Origin of the sequence: Sediminibacillus massiliensis (assembly GCF_900156915.1) — a bacterium.
GTDB lineage: Bacteria > Bacillota > Bacilli > Bacillales > Amphibacillaceae > Sediminibacillus_A > Sediminibacillus_A massiliensis.
The window spans coordinates 180998-200355 of the sequence record NZ_LT732535.1; the positions used below are offsets into that span (position 1 = coordinate 180998).

The 19358-nt window shown below is 42.6% G+C and carries 18 protein-coding genes; 17 read left to right on the forward strand and 1 reads right to left on the reverse strand.

Annotated elements, in window-relative coordinates; all coding sequences use genetic code 11:
• Positions 1–75: 75 nt before the first annotated feature.
• From spoIIP to deoC, 12 genes are all read left to right on the forward strand, one after another.
• Positions 76–1263: a stage II sporulation protein P gene (gene spoIIP, locus CZ434_RS01420; protein ID WP_077621450.1), complete on the forward strand. Its 1188-nt coding sequence runs from the start codon at positions 76–78 to the stop codon at positions 1261–1263.
• 13 nt (positions 1264–1276) lie between these two features.
• Complete coding sequence (locus CZ434_RS01425; protein ID WP_179107143.1) at positions 1277–1621, forward strand: DUF3679 domain-containing protein; 345 nt, start codon at positions 1277–1279, stop codon at positions 1619–1621.
• A gap of 182 nt (positions 1622–1803) precedes the next feature.
• Complete coding sequence (lepA, locus tag CZ434_RS01430) at positions 1804–3618, forward strand: translation elongation factor 4 (protein ID WP_077621452.1); 1815 nt, start codon at positions 1804–1806, stop codon at positions 3616–3618.
• A gap of 128 nt (positions 3619–3746) precedes the next feature.
• Positions 3747–4904 carry a radical SAM family heme chaperone HemW gene (gene hemW, locus CZ434_RS01435; RefSeq protein WP_077621453.1) on the forward strand — a complete coding sequence of 386 codons (1158 nt, stop codon included), beginning with the start codon at positions 3747–3749 and terminating at the stop codon, positions 4902–4904.
• Positions 4905–4981: 77 nt separating this feature from the next.
• A complete protein-coding gene (gene hrcA, locus CZ434_RS01440; RefSeq protein WP_077621454.1) occupies positions 4982–6004 on the forward strand; it encodes a heat-inducible transcriptional repressor HrcA in 1023 nt (340 codons plus the stop codon).
• A 132-nt stretch (positions 6005–6136) separates the two neighbouring features.
• Positions 6137–6718 carry a nucleotide exchange factor GrpE gene (gene grpE / locus CZ434_RS01445; RefSeq protein ID WP_077621455.1) on the forward strand — a complete coding sequence of 194 codons (582 nt, stop codon included), beginning with the start codon at positions 6137–6139 and terminating at the stop codon, positions 6716–6718.
• Between the two features lie 39 nt (positions 6719–6757).
• A complete protein-coding gene (gene dnaK / locus CZ434_RS01450; RefSeq protein WP_077621456.1) occupies positions 6758–8581 on the forward strand; it encodes a molecular chaperone DnaK in 1824 nt (607 codons plus the stop codon).
• Positions 8582–9237: 656 nt separating this feature from the next.
• On the forward strand, positions 9238–10362 hold the full coding sequence (gene dnaJ / locus CZ434_RS01455) for a molecular chaperone DnaJ (protein ID WP_077621457.1): 1125 nt from the start codon (positions 9238–9240) through the stop codon (positions 10360–10362).
• Between the two features lie 105 nt (positions 10363–10467).
• Positions 10468–11421, forward strand: a complete 954-nt coding sequence (prmA, locus tag CZ434_RS01460; RefSeq protein WP_077621458.1) for a 50S ribosomal protein L11 methyltransferase — start codon at positions 10468–10470, stop codon at positions 11419–11421.
• A 3-nt stretch (positions 11422–11424) separates the two neighbouring features.
• The gene (locus CZ434_RS01465) at positions 11425–12177 is read left to right on the forward strand and encodes a 16S rRNA (uracil(1498)-N(3))-methyltransferase (protein WP_077621459.1); all 753 of its coding nucleotides are present in this window, start codon (positions 11425–11427) and stop codon (positions 12175–12177) included.
• Between the two features lie 4 nt (positions 12178–12181).
• Positions 12182–13534, forward strand: coding sequence for a tRNA (N(6)-L-threonylcarbamoyladenosine(37)-C(2))-methylthiotransferase MtaB (gene mtaB / locus CZ434_RS01470; RefSeq protein ID WP_077621460.1), 1353 nt, complete (start codon positions 12182–12184; stop codon positions 13532–13534).
• A gap of 141 nt (positions 13535–13675) precedes the next feature.
• Positions 13676–14347, forward strand: coding sequence for a deoxyribose-phosphate aldolase (deoC, locus tag CZ434_RS01475; protein ID WP_077621461.1), 672 nt, complete (start codon positions 13676–13678; stop codon positions 14345–14347).
• Between the two features lie 53 nt (positions 14348–14400).
• Here the strand turns inward: deoC and CZ434_RS01480 are convergent, their stop codons facing one another.
• Positions 14401–15330 carry a Na/Pi symporter gene (locus CZ434_RS01480; protein ID WP_077621462.1) on the reverse strand — a complete coding sequence of 310 codons (930 nt, stop codon included), beginning with the start codon at positions 15328–15330 and terminating at the stop codon, positions 14401–14403.
• Between the two features lie 201 nt (positions 15331–15531).
• Here CZ434_RS01480 and rpsU point away from each other — a divergent pair, with 201 nt between their 5' ends.
• From rpsU to CZ434_RS01505, 5 genes are all read left to right on the forward strand, one after another.
• On the forward strand, positions 15532–15705 hold the full coding sequence (rpsU, locus tag CZ434_RS01485) for a 30S ribosomal protein S21 (protein WP_067837072.1): 174 nt from the start codon (positions 15532–15534) through the stop codon (positions 15703–15705).
• Positions 15706–15788: 83 nt separating this feature from the next.
• Positions 15789–16235 (forward strand): GatB/YqeY domain-containing protein, encoded by a 447-nt coding sequence (locus tag CZ434_RS01490; RefSeq protein WP_077621463.1) that lies wholly within the window; start codon positions 15789–15791, stop codon positions 16233–16235.
• 259 nt (positions 16236–16494) lie between these two features.
• On the forward strand, positions 16495–17793 hold the full coding sequence (locus CZ434_RS01495) for an NfeD family protein (RefSeq protein WP_077625029.1): 1299 nt from the start codon (positions 16495–16497) through the stop codon (positions 17791–17793).
• A gap of 4 nt (positions 17794–17797) precedes the next feature.
• Positions 17798–18781 carry a flotillin-like protein FloA gene (floA, locus tag CZ434_RS01500; protein WP_077621464.1) on the forward strand — a complete coding sequence of 328 codons (984 nt, stop codon included), beginning with the start codon at positions 17798–17800 and terminating at the stop codon, positions 18779–18781.
• Positions 18782–18812: 31 nt separating this feature from the next.
• On the forward strand, positions 18813–19310 hold the full coding sequence (locus tag CZ434_RS01505) for a hypothetical protein (RefSeq protein WP_077621465.1): 498 nt from the start codon (positions 18813–18815) through the stop codon (positions 19308–19310).
• Positions 19311–19358: the final 48 nt, after the last annotated feature.

Below are 19358 nucleotides of genomic sequence, written 5' to 3' on the forward strand. Positions count from 1 at the left end.
ATGTCCGGTTCTACTTTCTGTATCCCTTTCATAGAGTCTAGTAAAGATGATAGAGGATACAGAAAGGATGGAAAAATGAGAAAACAGGTAAAGAAAAATTCCATAACTGCATTCGTCCAAAAAACGATACCCTGGTATAAAAAAGGCAGTATCTTCGCCGGCGGTCTCCTTGTCTTATTTATATTTATAGGCATATTGACATCCATACAACCAGCATACCGGTTATCTTCCTCGACAATTAATGATTGGACTCGGCAAATCGATGGTTCTTCCTTTCTATATATAATCGGGATGGAAAATAGAGTGTTCAAAGAAGCATACCCGGAAGATTTGAAACCAAAGAAACTTTCCAGCTCGGCATTCGAACTGGCCACAAATGTGGAGTTGAATGATCCGAGAAGTTTGTTGGGAAGAGAAATTCCCGGTTTTGCTGCATATGACAGCGAGATAATCGTTGCTGGTCAGGGAACGGATTATACAAACCTTCCTGTCGAATCTTCCGCGCCGCTTGAAATGGTGTTGGAAGATAGAGAAGCGACTATCGAGGAAGAGAGTGATGAAGCCAGGGTTCCGGAAAACAAGGATGAGACAGGAAACGAACTTCCTACAACTGGCGATCGTGATGTGGTTTTTGTCTACAACACGCATAACCGGGAATCATTCCTTCCCCACCTGCCCGAGGGAACAACGACGCCTTTCCATTCAGAAGTGAATATTACAAAAGTCAGCGAACGTTTGAAACAAAGCCTGGAGGAACTTGGAATTGGTACGACGGTTGATAAGACAGATATAACCGGCAAACTCGACCAAAGCGGCATGGAATACTGGCAGTCATACGAAGCTTCCAGGCCAGTTGTGGAAGAAGCGATGGCAAGCAACAAAGATTTACAATATATTTTTGATCTACACCGTGACAGCCAGGGGCGAGATATCACGACTGCCACAATTGATGGCAAAGATTATGCCAGTTTGTTTTTTGTCATAGGATCTGAAAATGCTGATAACGAAGAAAATATGAAATTGGCCACAGATTTGCACCACCGGATCGAAGAGAAATATCCAGGTCTCAGTCGTGGGGTGACAAGTATGGGAGGATCGGGGAAAAATGGCGTTTACAATCAAAACCTTTCCGAAAACGCCCTTCTAATTGAAGTTGGAGGCGTAGAAAACAATATGGATGAATTGTACCGTTCTGCTGATGCGCTGGCAGAGGTGTTCAGTGAATTTTACTGGGATGCCGAAAAAGTGCAGGGAAATCCATAAGGAGGTATGTGGTATGAAAACAATCGTACTTCTCTTGTCGATGACAATCTTGTTTTTAAGCGGCGTACTGCTAGGAATCAATCAGGCCAATAAAGGGATTGAAAACACCCAGGGATATAGTGCAGGTGGATTGGAAGAAGTTATTCAAACCAGCAGCAACGAACAAGGGAAAGAGCGTGTTGAAATCCTGGGTGAAGACTTTGAAACGGTAGAGATGGAGGAAAGACGAACCGAATATGAGGAGATACAAGCAAGCCACTTCACACAGAAGATAGCTGTGGGTTTGGAAAGCGGCATAAAATGGGTCTACAATCAATTGATCCAGACCGTTTACCAACTGATTCAAGTGTTTTTCTGACATTGATTATTATCCTGCTCCTCTGGCTCAGCCGAGGGGCGGTTTTTTTATCCCCCTAAGGTAAAACTAGCAGAACAAGCTGTCCAGTTCATTTATAATCGTTTTGTTTTCATTGAATCTCTTGCTGCCTACTGCTATAATCAATCCTAGTTATTGTTGCTCGAAAATAGGAGTGATCACCGTTGAAAAAACAAAGAAACCAGAATAGAGTACGTAATTTTTCGATTATAGCGCATATTGACCATGGAAAGTCTACACTTGCTGATCGAATTTTGGAAAAAACCAAAGCATTGACCTCACGAGAAATGAAAGAACAGTTTTTGGATGCGATGGATCTCGAGAGAGAACGTGGTATTACAATAAAATTGAATGCAGTCCAATTGAAATACGAAAGGGACAATGGGGAAGATTATTTATTCCATTTGATCGATACACCAGGACATGTGGATTTTACATATGAAGTTTCCAGGAGCCTGGCTGCATGTGAGGGAGCAATTTTGGTTGTCGATGCTGCCCAGGGAATAGAAGCACAGACATTGGCTAATGTTTATTTGGCATTGGACAATGATTTGGAAATCATACCTGTTATCAATAAAATCGACTTGCCAAGTGCTGACCCTGAACGCGTAAAGAGGGAAATAGAAGAGGTAATTGGAATCGATGGGGAAGAAGCCATACTTGCGAGTGCAAAAGCAGGAATCGGAATAGACGAAATCCTGGAACGTATCGTAGAGAAAATCCCAGCACCCGAAGGAGATGCGGATGATCCTCTGAAAGCGTTGATCTTTGACTCCCTGTATGATTCTTACCGCGGAGTTATTGCATATGTTTGTATCAAAGAAGGGTCCGTAAAAGTGGGCGATAAAATTAAGATGATGGCGACCGGTAAAGAGTTCGAGGTGAATGAAATCGGCGTGTTCAACCCGAAACCGGTTCCGCAGGATGAACTGACTGTCGGAGATGTAGGATATCTGACGGCATCTATCAAGAATGTCGGGGATAGTCGTGTCGGTGATACGATTACGTTGGCGAACAACCCCGCTGATGAAGCACTTCCGGGTTACCGACGGTTGAATCCAATGGTTTTCTGTGGATTGTACCCAGTCGATGCCAACAATTATAACGACCTTCGTGAAGCATTGGAGCGGTTGGAGTTGAATGATTCCTCCCTTCAATATGAAGCAGAAACATCGCAAGCATTAGGATTCGGCTTCAGGTGTGGTTTTCTTGGGATGCTTCATATGGAAATCATCCAGGAAAGAATTGAACGTGAATTCAATATCGATTTGATCACAACAGCCCCTAGTGTTATCTACCAGGTTGCTCTGACAGATGGAATGGAAATAGAAGTGGACAATCCTTCTGTAATGCCCGATGCACAAAAAGTGCAAGAGGTTCGTGAACCATATGTTAAAGCAACTGTAATGGTGCCTAACGAATATGTGGGACCTGTGATGGAATTATGCCAGAAAAAGCGCGGAGATTTCATAGACATGCAATATTTGGATGATGTCCGGGTTAATGTTGTATATGATATTCCTTTATCTGAGATTGTCTATGACTTCTTTGATCAATTGAAATCGCAAACGAAGGGATATGCATCCTTTGATTATGAACTTATCGGATACAAGCAATCTAACCTTGTGAAAATGGACATTCTTCTGAATGGAGATACGATCGACGCACTTTCGTTTATTGTACACAGAGATTTTGCATTTGAACGTGGCAAACAAATTGTCGATAAATTGAAAAACTTGATTCCGAGACAGCAATTCGAAGTACCGGTCCAGGCTGCGATCGGGAACAAGATAGTAGCAAGGTCAACGATCAAAGCAATGCGTAAAAATGTTCTGTCTAAGTGTTACGGCGGAGATATTTCCAGGAAAAGAAAATTGCTTGAAAAACAAAAAGAAGGTAAGAAGCGGATGAAAATGGTCGGTTCTGTCGAAGTTCCGCAGGAGGCATTTATGTCTGTTCTGAGAATGGACGAAGAATAAATTGACGGTCGAGAACATCCGAATACTTATAACAGAAGGAGCTGTTCCTGCCTGGCAGGGTCAGCTCCTTCACTGATAAAACATCTAAGACGAAGAATGGAAAAGACCATTCGTTTGGAGGAGAGAAGATGGTTAAATCTGTGTACATTCACATCCCATTCTGCCAGCAAATCTGCCATTATTGTGATTTTACGAAGTTCTTCTACAACGAGCAGCTTGTTGACGATTATTTAACTGCTCTGGAAAATGAAATGAGGACTTACATTCCGGCCGGAAAACAGTCTATGAAGACTATTTTCGTTGGGGGAGGCACACCAACTGCTTTAAATCACAAGCAATTGGAAAAATTGCTCAAAATGATCGATAACCATTTTGACGTGCATACATGTGAGGAATACTCGTTTGAGGCTAATCCAGGCGACCTCGATGTGGAGAAAATAAAATTGTTGAAAAGCTATGGAGTGCAACGCATTTCTATGGGCGTCCAAGTGTTTGACGATGAAATGCTTGAATATATCGGTCGTCTGCACAAAATAAAGGACGTGTATGATAATATTGATTCCCTGACTCGGTACGGTTTTGAAAATATAAGTATCGATTTAATCTACAGTCTGCCAAATCAGACAATGGAGCATTTCCAGAAAACATTGCAGGAAGCACTGTCTTTTGACCTGCCTCACTATTCTGCCTATTCTTTACAGATAGAACCTAAAACGATTTTCTACCAAAGATACAAGCAAGGCAAATTACCTAAACCTCCTGAGGAAACGGAAGCAGCTATGTATCAGCATCTTATGAAAGAAATGGAGAAACACGGTAAAATCCAGTATGAGATAAGTAATTTCGCCGAGCCTGGATTCGAGAGCAAGCATAACCTGACCTATTGGAACAATGAGCATTATTATGGGATGGGGGCAGGAGCTCATGGGTACTTACCCGGGAAGAGAATCGTCAATCTTCGCCCGCTGCCCGCATATGTAAAACAAGCTAATTTGGATGGCAAACCTGTGCTTCATACTGAACCAATCGGGAGAAAAGAAGAAATCGAAGAGGAAATGTTTTTAGGCTTAAGAAAACGTACCGGTGTGTCTAAGGAAATGTTCCGAAACAAATTCGACCTCGAAGCGGACGAGATCTATGCAGATGCCCTCTCCACACTCAAAAGCAGAAAATGGGTAGTGGATGAAGGTGGGTTTATCAAGCTAACATCTGCAGGGTTGTTGTTTGGAAATGAAGTTTTTCAAGAATTTTTATTAGAAGACGATGTGACTGAACTTCCTCGTTGACATCTCAATCTGCTTTTGATAATTTATTATTAGATTTAGCACTCGACATTAGGGAGTGCTAACAGAGGTGATCATCGATGTTATCAAAAAGACAGTTGCTCGTTTTACAGGTTATTATTGATGAATTCATCACAAATGCACAACCAATCGGATCCAGGGCTATTTCCAAAAAGGACGATGTATCATTCAGCTCAGCGACAATCCGTAATGAAATGGCCGACTTGGAGGATATGGGATTTATTGAAAAAACCCATTCGTCTTCAGGCAGAGTCCCTTCTGAGAAAGGGTACCGTTTTTATGTGGATCATTTGCTTTCACCTTTTAGCTTGTCGGATACAGAGCTCGATGTTATTTCTGATGCATTTGACAAAGATATGCTCGAATTCGAACGGGTTGTTCAAAAGTCGGCGATGGTTCTGTCCGAGCTGACCAATTATACTTCGATAATTTTAGGACCCGAAGTATTTGAAACCAAATTAAAGCAACTGCAAATAATCAGCTTGTCACCGACTACGGCCGTTGCCATCCTTGTTACCAATACAGGGCATGTAGAACATCGCTCGTTCAATGTTCCGAAAGAAATAAGTGCCCGGGATTTAGAGAAAATGGTAAACATTTTAAATGAAAGGCTGTCCGGTGTTCCCATCATTAAATTGCAAGAGAGGCTCCAGACGGAAGTAGCGTCCCTCATCAAGGGATATACCGATGATTTTGAAACTGCTTATCATTATCTGAAAGGGGCTTTGTTTGAAGAGCACCCCGTCAAGCTGTATATTGGCGGAAAAACCAATATACTCATGCAGCCGGAATTCAAGGATGTGGAGAAAATCCGATCTCTGTATTCCATCATAGAGCAAGAAGATTTAATTGCCGACCTGCTCCGAACCGAATCTGACGGAATCAAAGTGTCAATAGGTCAGGAAAACAAGTTGGCAGCTATGCAAGGGTGCAGCTTGATTACTGCTTCCTACACACTTGGTGATCAGCAAATGGGAACAATGGCTTTATTAGGGCCGACCCGGATGGAGTACTCCAGGGTGATAAGTTTGTTAAATGTCCTTTCAAGACATATGACCAGAACCTTCCATTCATGGTATTAAAGGTTCATAATGAGGGAATAGCTTTAGGTGGAGCGGCTGGCCATCACTCGTTTTTTTGATGAAAAGCCGCATGAACGAATTGATTTATTCTAATGGCCATTCATGGTATATTCATGGATGGTGTGATTATAGATGGGGGTGAGTTTTGTGGCAGATAACGAAAAGCAAGAACAGTCTTACGGGCAAGAGGAACTGCAGGATCAGGAAATCATCGAAGATACTGACCAGGAACTTGTCGACGAGGCTGATGATACCGAGGTCAATAATGAAGAGTTCGAAGCATTGAAAAAGGAAAAAGATGAACTCTATGATCGACTGCTTAGATTGCAGGCTGAATACGATAACTTCAGAAAAAGAACACAAAAGGAAAAAGAAGCTGATCGTAAGTATAAATCTCAGGCATTAGTGACCGAGTTGCTTCCTGTATTGGATAACTTCGAGAGAGCTTTGGAGACAGAAATCAAAGAAGATTCCACTGAAAGCTTCATTGATGGTGTGAAAATGGTACACCGACAGCTGAAAGACGCCCTTGAAAAAGAAGGAGTAGAGGAAGTCAAAGCAGAAGGTGAAACGTTCGACCCGAATGTCCACCAAGCCGTGATGCAGGTTGAAGATGATCAGTATGAGTCCAATACAGTTGTTCAGGAATTGCAAAAAGGCTATATGCTGAAAGACCGGGTTATCCGTCCGGCTATGGTTAAAGTGAATCAATAAAAAAGTAACCTACATAGGTAGTAAAGGAGGAAATTAGTCATGGGAAAAATCATTGGCATTGACTTAGGTACAACGAATTCATGTGTGGCAGTTATGGAAGGTGGAGAATCTAAAGTAATTCCGAATCCGGAAGGTAATCGAACTACTCCATCTGTCGTCGCCTTCAAAAACGGTGAGCGTCAAGTTGGTGAGGTGGCCAAACGCCAGGCGATTACAAACAAAAACACTATCCAGTCCATCAAACGTCACATGGGTACAGACTATAAAGTAGAAATCGAAGGAAAAGAATACACACCGCAGGAAATCTCTGCAATTATCTTGCAATACATCAAATCTTATGCGGAAGATTATCTTGGCGAAACTGTCGATAAAGCTGTAATCACTGTACCGGCTTATTTTAATGATGCAGAACGTCAGGCAACAAAAGATGCAGGTAAGATTGCTGGTTTAGAGGTCGAGCGAATCATCAATGAACCAACAGCAGCTGCTTTGGCATACGGAATCGATAAAGATGACCAGGACCAAACAATTCTAGTTTATGACCTTGGCGGCGGTACTTTTGACGTTTCTATTCTAGATATCGGTGACGGTACTTTCGAAGTAGTTTCGACTGCAGGTGACAACCGTCTCGGTGGAGATGACTTCGACCAAGTGATTATCGACCATATGGTTTCTGAGTTTAAAAAAGAAAATGGAATCGACTTGTCAAAAGACAACATGGCATTGCAGCGTTTGAAGGACGCGGCAGAGAAAGCGAAAAAAGACCTTTCAGGTGTCGCTCAAACGCAAATTTCCCTCCCGTTTATTACGGCTGGAGAAGCAGGGCCATTGCATCTTGAGATGAATCTATCAAGAGCCAAATTTGATGAGCTTTCCTCAAGCTTGGTAGAACGCACTATGGGTCCTACCCGTCAAGCTTTGAAAGACGCGAGTATGTCTGCAAGCGAAATCGACAAAGTCCTTCTAGTGGGTGGTTCTACAAGAATTCCGGCTGTTCAGGAGGCAATCAAGCGTGAAATCGGAAAAGATCCTTCTAAGGGTGTAAATCCGGATGAAGTTGTTGCTCTTGGTGCTGCAATCCAGGGCGGTGTGCTGCAAGGCGATGTGAAAGATGTCGTACTTCTTGACGTTACACCACTTTCCTTGGGTATTGAAACAATGGGCGGCGTTACGACTAAACTGATCGAACGAAACACAACAATTCCGACAAGCCATTCCCAAGTGTTCTCAACTGCTGCCGATAACCAAACAGCTGTTGACATCCATGTCCTTCAAGGGGAACGTGAGATGGCTGCGGACAATAAAACACTGGGCCGTTTCCAGTTGACTGATATTCCACCGGCACCACGTGGAGTACCTCAAATCGAAGTATCTTTCGACATTGATGCGAATGGTATCGTTAATGTACGTGCCAAAGATTTAGGTACGAACAAAGAACAATCCATTACAATTAAATCTTCTTCCGGTCTTTCTGACGATGAAGTCGAAAAGATGGTACAGGAAGCGGAAGAAAATGCGGAAGCTGACAAACAGCGCCGTGAAGAAGTAGAAGTACGTAATGAAGCCGACCAGCTGATTTTTACAACTGACAAAACAATCAAGGATCTTGGCGATAAAGTTTCAGAAGACGAAAAGCAAAAAGCCGAGACTGCAAAAGAAGAGTTGAAGTCAGCTCTTGAGGGCGGGGACATCGACCAGATCAAAGAGAAGAAAGATGCACTACAAGAGCAAGTTCAAGCATTGTCTGTTAAATTGTACGAACAAGCCCAAGCTGATGCACAAGCAGCACAAGGGGAACAACAAGACGACGAGGTAGTCGACGCAGACTATGAAGAAGTCGACGATGAAGACGAAAAGAAATAAGGTTTGTTAAGTATTAAAAAGTCAAAGTCAGGATCCCCTTGGCTTTGACTTTTTCTTTCTTCAAACAATTCTTTCGAGGAAGACTTTCTTATAATTATCGATGCTGTTCGCAAAAAAACGGAACTAAATTACTTTCGCATGACTTCCTTCCATCCATTTCGGATTGAGTGGTAAACCGTCGCTGCGGAAAAATACTCCCTTTCCGGGGGCAGCACCTCAGCCTCCTCGTGAGCAAAGTGCGCTCACTGCGGGGTCTTCGGAAGCTGCACTTCCCCCAGGAGTGTCGCATTTTTCCTCCGCTTTGAATAAAAGTCTCTGATAAAGTGAGAAATGGTCCTAGAATATGTCTAACATGGGAAATTCCCAACCAAAATCTAGAGAACTCCTAAACGAAGTGTTCTATCGTAGGGAGTACACATGCTCAGCTAACAACAGAACAAGAATATGCTTCACAAAATAAAATTTTCACTAGTTCGTAGTCTACTTCAACTGTAAAGATTAATTAATATCCAAGTGACGGGAAAAGATTACTTCTTATAAGTTATATTGATATGATATGTACCGAGCATACACGGTTCAACATTTAGTTGCTTGAAGCAAAGCAGGAATGTTATGATTAAATTTATGCAATAGAGAGTCGGGAGAGTGATTGTCAAGTGAGTAAACGAGACTATTATGAAGTTCTTGGTGTCTCTAAGGATGCATCGAAGGACGAATTGAAAAAAGCCTATAGAAAATTGGCGCGTAAATACCATCCGGATGTAAACAAAGAGCCAGATGCAGCAGACAAGTTTAAAGAAGCAAAAGAAGCATATGAAGTATTGGGTGACGACCAGAAGAGAGCCCAGTACGATCAGTTTGGCCATGCCGGACCTCAGAGTCAAGGTTTTGGCGGATTTGGCGGTGCGGAAGACTTTGGCGGATTTGGTGACATTTTCGATATGTTCTTTGGCGGGGGTGGAAGACGCCGTGATCCGAATGCTCCACGCCAAGGAGCAGATCTACAGTACACCATGACCCTCGAATTTGAAGAAGCGATTTTCGGAAAAGAAACAGATATACAGATTCCCAAAGAAGAAACTTGTGAAACATGCGATGGATCAGGAGCAAAGCCTGGTACGAGTCCGGAAACCTGTTCACATTGTAACGGTACTGGCCAGCTGAACATGGAGCAGAATACGCCGTTTGGCAGAGTGGTCAATAAGCGGGTTTGTCATTATTGCCAGGGTACTGGTAAGATTATTGCCGATAAGTGTAATACTTGTGGTGGAGCCGGTAAAGTTAAGAAACGGAAAAAAATCCATATCAATATTCCTGCAGGGATCGATGAAGGACAACAAATCAGGGTTTCCGGTCAAGGGGAAGCTGGAGTGAACGGTGGCCCTCCAGGGGATCTTTACGTCGTGGTGCAAATAAAACCTCATGAATTCTATGAGCGGGAAGGCGACCATATCTATTGTGAAATGCCGATTACTTTCACACAGGCAGCTTTAGGTGATGAAATAGCAATACCGACTGTTCATGGTAAAGTGAAATTAAAAATACCTGCTGGGACCCAAACAGGGAAAACCTTCCGTCTAAAAGGAAAGGGTGCACCTAATGTACGTGGGTATGGGCAAGGTGATCAGCATGTGAAAATCAGAGTGGTGACACCTACCAATTTGACAGATCGTCAACAGGAACTCATGCGGGAGTTCAATGAAATCAGCGGGAATCAGCCTGCCGAGGAACAACATGGAACGTTTTTTCAACGAGTGAAGCGGGCGTTCAAAGGTGAATAAGTAATCTTGTCGACCAGGCTGTAAATAGTCCTGGTCGATAACCTATTTGGAACGCAGGATGTTCTATCAGGTCATCCTTAATACCTAGGAAACGAGTTGAATTAAATGAAATGGTCAGAAATATGTATATTAACGACAAATGAGGCTATCGAACCCATCTCCAACATTCTCCATGAAGCAGGAGCAAGTGGAGTGGTGATTGAAGACCCGAAAGATTTAATGAAAGACAGGGAGACTTCTTTGGGTGAAATATATGAATTGAATCCAGAAGATTATCCGGAAGAAGGCGTATATGTCAAAGCATACCTTGCTGTCAACAGCTTTCTTGGTGAAACGGTTGACCAAATCAAAGAAGCTATCAATAATTTACTTTTGTATGATTTCGACTTGGGCCATAACAAAATCACATTAAGCGAAGTTAATGAAGAAGAATGGGCAACTGCTTGGAAAAAATATTACAAACCGGTTAAAATCTCTGAGAAAATAACCATTACTCCTACATGGGAAGAATACTCCCCAGTTTCAAGTGATGAAATCATCATTGAACTGGATCCGGGCATGGCTTTTGGAACTGGTACCCATCCAACCACTGTATTAAGTGTTCAGGCTTTGGAGCGGTATCTTCGTCCTGAAGACAAAGTCATTGATGTTGGCTCTGGATCAGGAGTGTTGAGTATTGCGTCCGTTTTGCTTGGTGCCAGTGAAGTACATGCATTTGACTTGGATGACATCGCAGTGAAAAGCACTACGATTAATGCTAAACTCAATCGTGTGGGGGATAAGATATCTGCCAGGAAAAACAATTTGCTGGATCAGGTCGACTTTCAGGTCGAAGTAATTGTCTCTAACATTTTGGCTGAAATCATCATACGGTTTGTTGAAGAGGCTTACGATTGCATTAAGCCGGGAGGTCTGTTTATCACTTCCGGAATTATCCAAGCGAAAAAACAACAAGTAAAGGATAAACTTCTTACAGCAGGATTTGAAGTCATGGAAGTGAACGAGATGGAAGACTGGGTTGCGTTTATAGCCAGAAAACCCGATGGAAAGCAGGGGTAATAATTGCAAAGATATTTTGTTTCCGACTATGACCCGGAAAATGCCACGGTGACAATAACTGGGGATGATGTTCATCACATTAGCAGGGTGATGCGAATGGAAGCGGGGGACAGCATAATTTGTATGGTTCCTGAAGGTCATGGAGCGATGTGCAGGATAGCGGAAGTGAAAGAGGACCTGGTAGTTGCTGAGATAATTGAATGGTTGGAAGAAGCAAAGGACCTACCTGTCATGATTACGATTGCCCAAGGGCTTCCTAAAGGGGATAAAATGGAACTTGTCCTGCAAAAAGGCACAGAACTTGGAGCGTTTGCTTTCCTGCCTTTTCAAGCCGACCGGTCCATTGTAAAATGGGACTATAAAAAAGCAGAGAAAAAGCTTTCGAGATATGGTAAAATTGTAAAAGAAGCCAGTGAGCAATCCCATCGTACCAGTATCCCCAGGATTCACCAGGTTGTTAATTTAGTTGAACTATTGGAGTTAAGCAAACAATATGATCATAAAATTTTTGCATACGAAGACGAGGCAAAGTCAGACACATTTCAACGGTTCGGAGATGTTCTGAATGAAGTAACCATCGGTCAATCGGTACTTGTTTGTTTTGGACCTGAAGGCGGATTTTCAGAACGTGAAGTGGAAATGTTGAGGGAAAATGGCTTCCTATCTGTCAGGCTGGGACCGAGGATTTTACGGGCTGAAACAGCTCCGTTATACCTGTTGTCAGCAGTCTCTTACCATTTTGAGGAAATGAGGTGATGAAATGCCGACAGTGGCTTTTCATACATTAGGTTGTAAAGTAAATCATTATGAAACAGAAGGTATTTGGAGAAAGTTTAAAGAAGAAGGCTATGAGCGGGTGGATTTTGATCATGAATCTGACGTTTATGTTATTAATACTTGTACGGTAACGAATACTGGCGACAAAAAGAGCCGGCAAGTGATAAGAAGAGCAATCCGTAAAAACCCAGAAGCTGTTGTTTGTGTGACTGGTTGTTATGCGCAGACCTCTCCGGGTGAAATCATGGAAATTCCGGGCGTTGACGTCGTTGTAGGAACTCAGAACCGAGGTAAAATGATTGAGTACATTGAGAAGCATAAACAAGATCGCCAGCCTGTGAACGGTGTAACCAACATCATGAAGAACAGAGTATTCGAAGAGATGGATGTGCCGGTTTTTACCGATCGCACCAGAGCTTCTTTGAAAATTCAAGAGGGCTGTAACAATTTCTGTACATTTTGTATTATTCCATGGTCAAGAGGGCTGCTTCGATCAAGGAAACCGGAGAATGTGTTGGAACAAGCGCAACAGCTTGTGGATGCAGGTTATAAAGAAATCGTTTTGACCGGTATTCATACGGCTGGTTATGGTGAAGACATGAAAGATTATAATTTTGCCAAGTTGCTGCGTGAACTGGAGACTAAAGTGGATGGACTTAAAAGGATTCGTATTTCTTCTATCGAAGCAAGCCAGATTACAGATGAAGTCATTGAAGTTCTTGACCAATCCGACAAAATTGTCCGCCATCTTCATATTCCGTTACAGTCCGGTTCAGATTCCGTGCTTGAACGGATGAGGAGAAAGTACTCAAGTGATTACTACCGGGGGAAAATCGAAAAAATAAAACGTGCACTACCCGGACTTGCCATTACTTCTGATGTTATAGTGGGCTTCCCGGGAGAAACGGAAGAAGAATTTATGGAAACATATAATTTCATCCGGGAAATCGGCTACTCTGAGTTGCATGTTTTCCCTTTCTCCAGAAGAACTGGTACTCCCGCAGCCAGAATGCAGGACCAAGTCGATGAAAATGTGAAAAATGATCGTGTTCAAAAACTGATTGAGTTGTCCAATCAACAGGCTAAAGAGTATGCCTCGAGATTCGAGGGAGAAGTACTCGAAGTGATACCTGAAGAAAAATTCAGCGAAGAAGAGAACAATATACTTGTTGGTTACACGGACAACTATCTAAAGGTAAAATTTGAAGGATCAAGCGATCTTATCGGTAAAATAGTTCGTGTTAAACTCGATAAAGCGGGTTATCCATATAATGAGGGGCAATTTGTCCGAGTGTTGGACGAGCCTCAGATTACTAAAACAGTTGCAATGTCCTAAAACCCGGTCATAAACCGGGTTTTCTGTTGAAAAACAGCTTGAAACATGCAAGCATAAACAGTAGGACGATAGGTTTTATAAACTTGGTCTTTTGTAACAGAAGTGCTATATTGATAAGGATATAGGAAAGGATGGATGAACATGGCAGAGAACCTGGCTAATATGATTGACCATACACAGCTCAAGCCTGATACACCAAAAAACAAAATCGACACGATCATTCAAGAAGCCAGAGAGAATGGCTTCGCTTCTGTTTGTGTTAACCCATACTGGGTTGCCTACTGTTATGAAAAATTGAAAACAACCGATGTAAAGGTATGCACTGTCATCGGTTTTCCTTTGGGAGCAACAACTACAGAGACGAAGGTTTTCGAAACAGACCAGGCTATTAAGAATGGTGCGACTGAGGTCGACATGGTCATCAATGTAGGGGCATTAAAATCAGGTGATGATCAAACGGTTCAAACAGACATTGAGGCAGTTGTTAAAGCCGCAGAGGGAAAAGCTTTAACAAAGGTTATTATAGAAACATCGCTTTTGTCTGACGAAGAGAAAGTAAAAGCGTGCAAACTGGCAAAAAATGCAGGAGCTGACTTTGTCAAAACATCGACTGGATTCTCCGGCGGAGGTGCTACAGTAGAAGACATAGCCTTGATGAGGAGAACAGTTGGAGACAATATCGGTGTGAAAGCATCTGGCGGAGTACGTGATAGGGAAACTGCCCTCGCTTTGGTAGAAGCAGGAGCAACAAGAATCGGAGCCAGTTCCGGTGTTCAAATAATTGCTGGCCAAGAAGGATCTTCTGATTATTGAATACTTGAGCACCCGACCTGTATTCAGGTTGGGTGCTCATTCTTTTGTGAGCTCTAACGGTTCCTCCCGTGGAAAAAAAAGATGAATTTTTCGAATGAATGGATGAAAGGAAGTATAAGCAGGACCGCTGCAATATTAAAAAGAACTGAAATATGTGCAAGTTGTTTTACGGGTGTATCGGCAAGGAATTGTGCCAATGAAGACAACCCATTTATAAAAGGCACAAACAAAAGGACGCTGAATACATTGAACCAAACATGTGCCATCGCTGTCATTTTCGCATTGCGATCTGCCCCTAGGGAAGCGAGGATACCAGTCACACAAGTACCGATATTAGCGCCAAGAAGGATGGCGATTGAAGCGGGCATGGTCAAAAGTCCTTCATGGAGAAAACTCATGGTAATCCCGGTGGTGGCGCTCGAGGATTGAATTGCTCCGCTGAACAAAATGCCGATCAGGACACCTGTTTCTGGATGGAGGGCTGCATATTGAATCCCTTCAACAAGCACCGGCATTTCGGCAATTAAAGGTGCAAGCGTCTCAAAACCATGCAATGCAACGAACACGCTGCCAATTCCAAAAAGTATCGTACCAGTGCAAAACAATAACTTGTTGTTGGTCATTAGCATGAATGCTCCGATGACGACAAATGACCACTTGGGGATTATTTCCGAAAATGCAAGCAGCTCTCCAGTAAAAGTCGTCCCGATGTTAGCTCCAAGTATAATACCTATTGATTGTCTTAATGACAACAGCCCTACACTCACAAATCCTATGGTGATAATCATGATGATCGAACTGCTTTGGAGAATGGTTGTAAAAAATATCCCTGTCAAGATACCCGTAAAGTGGTTGCTGGTCAGGTTCTTCAATGCAGGCTCGATCTTTTCATGTGTTAAATTGTAAAGACCGGTCCGTAATACTGTAAAACCCATAAAAAAAAGCATGAGATAGACTGCCGATAACGATAAGAGTTCTTCCAACGGATTCACCTCTGTATCATTGTATGGACGGGCCTACCAAACATGTGTAAAATAATTTCGATACAAAGTATGGAATTTAAAAATTTAAAGAAATGCACAGTTGACCAATGAAAAGCATTGTATTATAATTGGCGGGAGGCATATGTGAGATACATATGTCGTAACAAACTGGTTGTATGCTTCGGAGGGAGGGAAATTAGCATGTCAAACACAACTCGCGTTCGTAAAAACGAGTCTCTTGAAGATGCTCTTCGTCGCTTCAAACGCAGTGTATCTAAAAGTGGTACATTGTCTGAATACCGCAAGCGTGAATTCTATGAAAAGCCTAGTGTTCGCCGTAAGAAAAAGTCTGAGGCTGCTAGAAAACGCAAGTAAGAATAATTGTGTATGTTCGTCACAGTGCTATGCGATTATAGCCTTTGATTGAACAAACCCTTAAAAAAGAGGGAGTAAGAGATATGTCATTAATCGAACGTCTTAACCAAGATATGAAACAAGCTATGAAAAATAAGGATAAAGAGACCTTGAGTGTAATCCGCATGGTCAAAGCTTCCTTACAAAACGAAGCGATCAAACTTGGCAAAGACGACTTATCTGAAGAAGAAGAATTAACTGTTTTATCCAGAGAGTTAAAGCAGCGAAAAGATTCCCTCCAAGAATTTAAAGAAGCTGGACGCGATGATCTTGCGGAAAAACTTGATGTTGAAATTAAAGTTTTACAAGCATATATGCCGAAACAGCTTTCACAAGATGAATTAGAATCTATTGTGCAGGAAACCATTGAAGAAGTTGGTGCTACTTCTAAAAAGGATATGGGAGCTGTCATGAGCGCTGTCATGCCTAAAGTAAAAGGTAAGGCAGATGGATCACAGGTTAATCAGGTGGTCCAAAAACAATTATCCTGAAAGTGACAGTCACTGACAGAATTGGTTCTCTGTAGCCGAAAACCTCCACCATAAACTGGTGGGGGTTTTTTCGTTATTATACGCGCATATTAAACCTATCTTGTTCTGTTTGTTGTTTCAATTATGTTAAACTGGGTGAAGATTTTTGAAACATATTATAATTGAAAATCGTATAGGTATTAATCGAGTCTGGAAAGGAGGATAGTTAGTGAAAAGGAAAATTGGTATTTTCTTTCCCCTTTTTCTTATACTGTTTTGCATGATTTTGATGGCTCTCCCGAACGATGTGAAAGCTGAAGGAGAAGGGAAACTGGTCTATGTCATACCGATAGAAAAAGAAGTGGAGCGAGGATTGGAAGCTTTTTTGTCGAGGACCACAGGGGAGGCTGCTGCGGAAAATGCAGACCATGTAATATTTGAAATCGACACTCCCGGAGGAAGAGTGGATGCTGCAGGGCAAATTGCGGAACTTCTTCAAAAAATGGAAATTGAGACAACTTCCTATATAACAAACGAGGCCTTATCGGCAGGTTCATACATAGCATTGAACACAGACAATATATATATGAATCCGCAAGCGACAATGGGAGCGAGCGGGGTTATAACATCCGACGGAAATGCTGCTGACAAAAAAGCGCAGTCAGCTTGGATTGCTGCCATGAAAAGTGCCGCTTCTTCAAAAGGGAGAGATCCCTTATATGCAGAAGCCATGGCGAACCCTGACATCGATTTGAAGGAATACGGTGCTCCTGAAGGAGATTATCTTACACTGGATCCAAATTCAGCCGTAGAAGTCGGATATTCAGAGGGGATAGTCAGGCACCGTACAGAATTATTGTCTGAGCTTGGGCTTCAAGATGCCCAAATAGTTGAAACAGAAACTACTTTCGCAGAGGAAGTTGCCAGATTTCTAACAAATCCAGTCGTCGTACCAATTTTATTATCCGTAGCAAGCATTGGTTTAATCGTCGAGTTGTACTCACCGGGATTCGGAATACCAGGATCTTTGGGCTTGGTTTCTTTGGTATTGTTCTTTTACGGTCATATTGTTGCCGGGCTTGCCGGGTATGAGGCGATCATTCTGTTGGTTTTAGGCATTATTATGATCATAGCTGAGATATTTGTCCCAGGTGGAATCCTCGGTGTGCTAGGCATAGGGGCAGTGGCAGGGTCATTGTTCATGTCTTCAGCCGATACAGGGCATATGGCTATGAGTATCGGCATTGCTTTACTGGCATCCATCATCGTTTCCATTATCTTGTTCAAAACGATGGGGTTGGAAAAAGGTTTTTTTAAAAATATCATCCTAAAGGATGCGACCACTTCAGAACAAGGATATGTCTCCTCTCAAAACCGTCTGGAGTTAATCGGTTTGAAGGGAACTGCCGTTACACCACTGCGTCCATCGGGAACAGCCTTGTTTAATGAAGAACGATTGGATGTGGTTTCGGAAGGTGGTTTTATCTCCAAAGACACTCCGATAAAAGTGGTCAAAACGGAAGGTTCGAGAATTGTTGTAAGAGAAATAAATAATACAGAAAATACTCAGGAGGAATAAGATTATGACATTATCTGAATTGATGCCGATTATAATTATCGGCCTGATTATAATAGTAGTCGCTGTGTTGTTTACGTTTATCCCGGTAATGCTGTGGATCAGTGCACTGGCTGCAGGGGTAAGGGTCAGTATTTTTACCCTTGTAGGTATGCGTCTGAGAAGAGTGGTTCCTTCTCGTGTCATCAATCCGTTGATTAAAGCGCATAAAGCGGGCTTGGATGTCAAGATAAACCAATTGGAAAGCCACTACCTTGCGGGTGGTAATGTCGACAGAGTGGTCAATGCTTTAATTGCTGCACAAAGGGCGAATATCGACTTGAAGTTTGAACGAGCAGCTGCAATTGACCTGGCAGGTCGTGATGTGTTAGAAGCAGTTCAAATGAGTGTAAACCCTAAGGTTATCGAAACTCCATTCATTGCTGGTATTTCCATGGATGGAATCGAAGTGAAGGCCAAAGCGAGAATTACTGTAAGAGCAAATATTGACCGCCTTGTCGGTGGTGCAGGCGAAGATACAGTTATCGCCCGTGTCGGTGAAGGTATTGTCAGTACAATCGGTAGTTCGGACAGCCATACGAAAGTATTGGAAAATCCGGACTTGATTTCACACAATGTTTTATCAAAAGGCCTTGATGCCGGAACGGCTTTTGAAATTCTCTCCATCGATATTGCTGATATCGATATCGGCAAAAATATTGGAGCAATCCTGCAGACTGATCAGGCCGAGGCTGATAAAAATATTGCACAGGCTAAAGCGGAAGAGCGGAGAGCTATGGCAGTCGCACAGGAACAAGAAATGCTGGCCCGTGTCCAGGAAATGCGTGCAAAAGTGGTCGAAGCAGAAGCAGAAGTACCGCAGGCTCTTGCAGAGGCTTTGCGTTCTGGTAATATGGGTGTGATGGATTATATGAACTATAAGAATATCAATGCAGACACAGACATGAGGGATACGATAGGAAAACTTTCTAAAGAGGATGAGGAAGAATAGAATTCCTTATTCTGCTAAAGGAGGGTGAAACTTGGAAGATCTTATAGGGTTACTTGTACCACTGTTGGCGGTAGCAGGCTGGCTGTTCGGTCTTTTTAACAAACAAGACGAGGAGGGTAAAGAGCCCGGCAAACCTGTCCGTCGGCATCAGAGTGAATCCCGTCCTGTCCCCAAGCCTGAAGGAAACATGGCTGAACAGGAAGTTAAACAAAAGCCGAAAACAAGTGTGGAAACATATACAGATGCTCAAAATTATTATGAAAAGAAAGTGGAGAAACTTGCCGAAATACAGGACGGTCTCTCTAAAGCAACAGACACCCTGATAACGAAGGATTCAATTGGCACAGAGAAAGATAGTAAGCCGCAAGTCCAAGTGAAGGTACAGTCCGGGAGTAAGAAACCCAAACTCAAAGTTAGGAAGAACCTATCTAAAAAAGGCCTTGCAGAAAGTATTGTAATGGCTGAGGTTTTGGGGCCGCCCCGAGCTGTGAAACCATACCAGGATGTCATTCAACAAAAAAGAAAGTAATAGAATGCAAAAGAGGCAATCCATCTTTATGGATTGCCTTTTTTAGTT

What these genes read in the sequence shown, in the direction of transcription:
- spoIIP (WP_077621450.1), top strand. Translation starts at nt 76, where the DNA reads ATGAGAAAACAGGTAAAGAAAAATTCCATAACTGCATTCGTCCAAAAA.
- CZ434_RS01425 (WP_179107143.1), top strand. Translation starts at nt 1,277, where the DNA reads ATGAAAACAATCGTACTTCTCTTGTCGATGACAATCTTGTTTTTAAGC.
- hemW (WP_077621453.1), top strand. Translation starts at nt 3,747, where the DNA reads ATGGTTAAATCTGTGTACATTCACATCCCATTCTGCCAGCAAATCTGC.
- hrcA (WP_077621454.1), top strand. Translation starts at nt 4,982, where the DNA reads ATGTTATCAAAAAGACAGTTGCTCGTTTTACAGGTTATTATTGATGAA.
- grpE (WP_077621455.1), top strand. Translation starts at nt 6,137, where the DNA reads ATGGGGGTGAGTTTTGTGGCAGATAACGAAAAGCAAGAACAGTCTTAC.
- dnaK (WP_077621456.1), top strand. Translation starts at nt 6,758, where the DNA reads ATGGGAAAAATCATTGGCATTGACTTAGGTACAACGAATTCATGTGTG.
- prmA (WP_077621458.1), top strand. Translation starts at nt 10,468, where the DNA reads ATGAAATGGTCAGAAATATGTATATTAACGACAAATGAGGCTATCGAA.
- mtaB (WP_077621460.1), top strand. Translation starts at nt 12,182, where the DNA reads ATGCCGACAGTGGCTTTTCATACATTAGGTTGTAAAGTAAATCATTAT.
- deoC (WP_077621461.1), top strand. Translation starts at nt 13,676, where the DNA reads ATGGCAGAGAACCTGGCTAATATGATTGACCATACACAGCTCAAGCCT.
- rpsU (WP_067837072.1), top strand. Translation starts at nt 15,532, where the DNA reads ATGTCAAACACAACTCGCGTTCGTAAAAACGAGTCTCTTGAAGATGCT.
- CZ434_RS01490 (WP_077621463.1), top strand. Translation starts at nt 15,789, where the DNA reads ATGTCATTAATCGAACGTCTTAACCAAGATATGAAACAAGCTATGAAA.
- CZ434_RS01495 (WP_077625029.1), top strand. Translation starts at nt 16,495, where the DNA reads ATGATTTTGATGGCTCTCCCGAACGATGTGAAAGCTGAAGGAGAAGGG.
- floA (WP_077621464.1), top strand. Translation starts at nt 17,798, where the DNA reads ATGACATTATCTGAATTGATGCCGATTATAATTATCGGCCTGATTATA.